Here is an 834-nt window from a genome sequence, read left to right on the forward strand (position 1 = left end):
ATTACAGGGATGAGATTGGGAGCGTATCCCATATGGGGATAGCCGGACAGAAATGGCATTTTCTGGCGGACAATTACATTGATTCCATAGAACGGGCAGGAGGGATCCCGGTTATGATACCCATCTGCCGGAATATGGAAACAGTAAAGGAGATGGTTGCCGGAATGGCAGGCATCCTGTTCAGCGGAGGCCATGATATCAATCCGCAGGAATATGGGGAGGACGCTAAAAGTTACTGTGGAACCATCATGCCGATGCGGGACCGCCAGGATGTGGATCTGGCCAGATACATAATCAATGAGACCGGTAAAGCGGTACTGGGAATCTGCCGGGGAATCCAAATTCTCAATGTCGCCGCTGGAGGAAATCTGTATCAGGATTTGGAGAAAGAGGGCGGGTTCGGCCATCATTTCAATGATATGTATCCGATGAACAGCGTATCCCACCGCATTTTGGTAAATGAGGGGACAAGGCTTGGAAAAATCCTGGGAAAAGAGACGGCCGGGGTGAATTCGTTCCATCACCAGGCAGTCAGGGAACCGGGAACCGGCTTCATCATCAGCGCCGTGTCAACGGACGGCGTGACGGAGGCAATTGAGATGGAAGGCAGCCGTTTTGTCGCGGCAACACAGTGGCATCCTGAGATGATGCACGATTCGGAAGAACAGCAGGCAATATTCAGGGCATTCGTTGAGGCGTGCCGGGTAAAATAATTACTCCAGGGAGGCATTTAAATTCCGCAGTAAAGGGGATTTAGAGTGCCTCCCTCTTTTGGTGTAACAGTTCAGACAGGTTGCTGCTACTAAAACATATGGAGATTTAGTTAAGCAGGTG

At 50.5% G+C, this 834-nt stretch carries 1 protein-coding gene; it reads left to right on the forward strand.

Features of this window, described 5'->3' with window-relative positions:
- On the forward strand, positions 1–713 hold a 713-nt coding region (locus CLOSYM_RS18490; protein ID WP_021643309.1), incomplete at its 5' end, for a gamma-glutamyl-gamma-aminobutyrate hydrolase family protein.
- Between the last annotated feature and the right edge of the window lie 121 nt (positions 714–834).

This window comes from [Clostridium] symbiosum ATCC 14940 (assembly GCF_000466485.1).
Taxonomy (GTDB): Bacteria; Bacillota; Clostridia; order Lachnospirales; family Lachnospiraceae; genus Otoolea; species Otoolea symbiosa.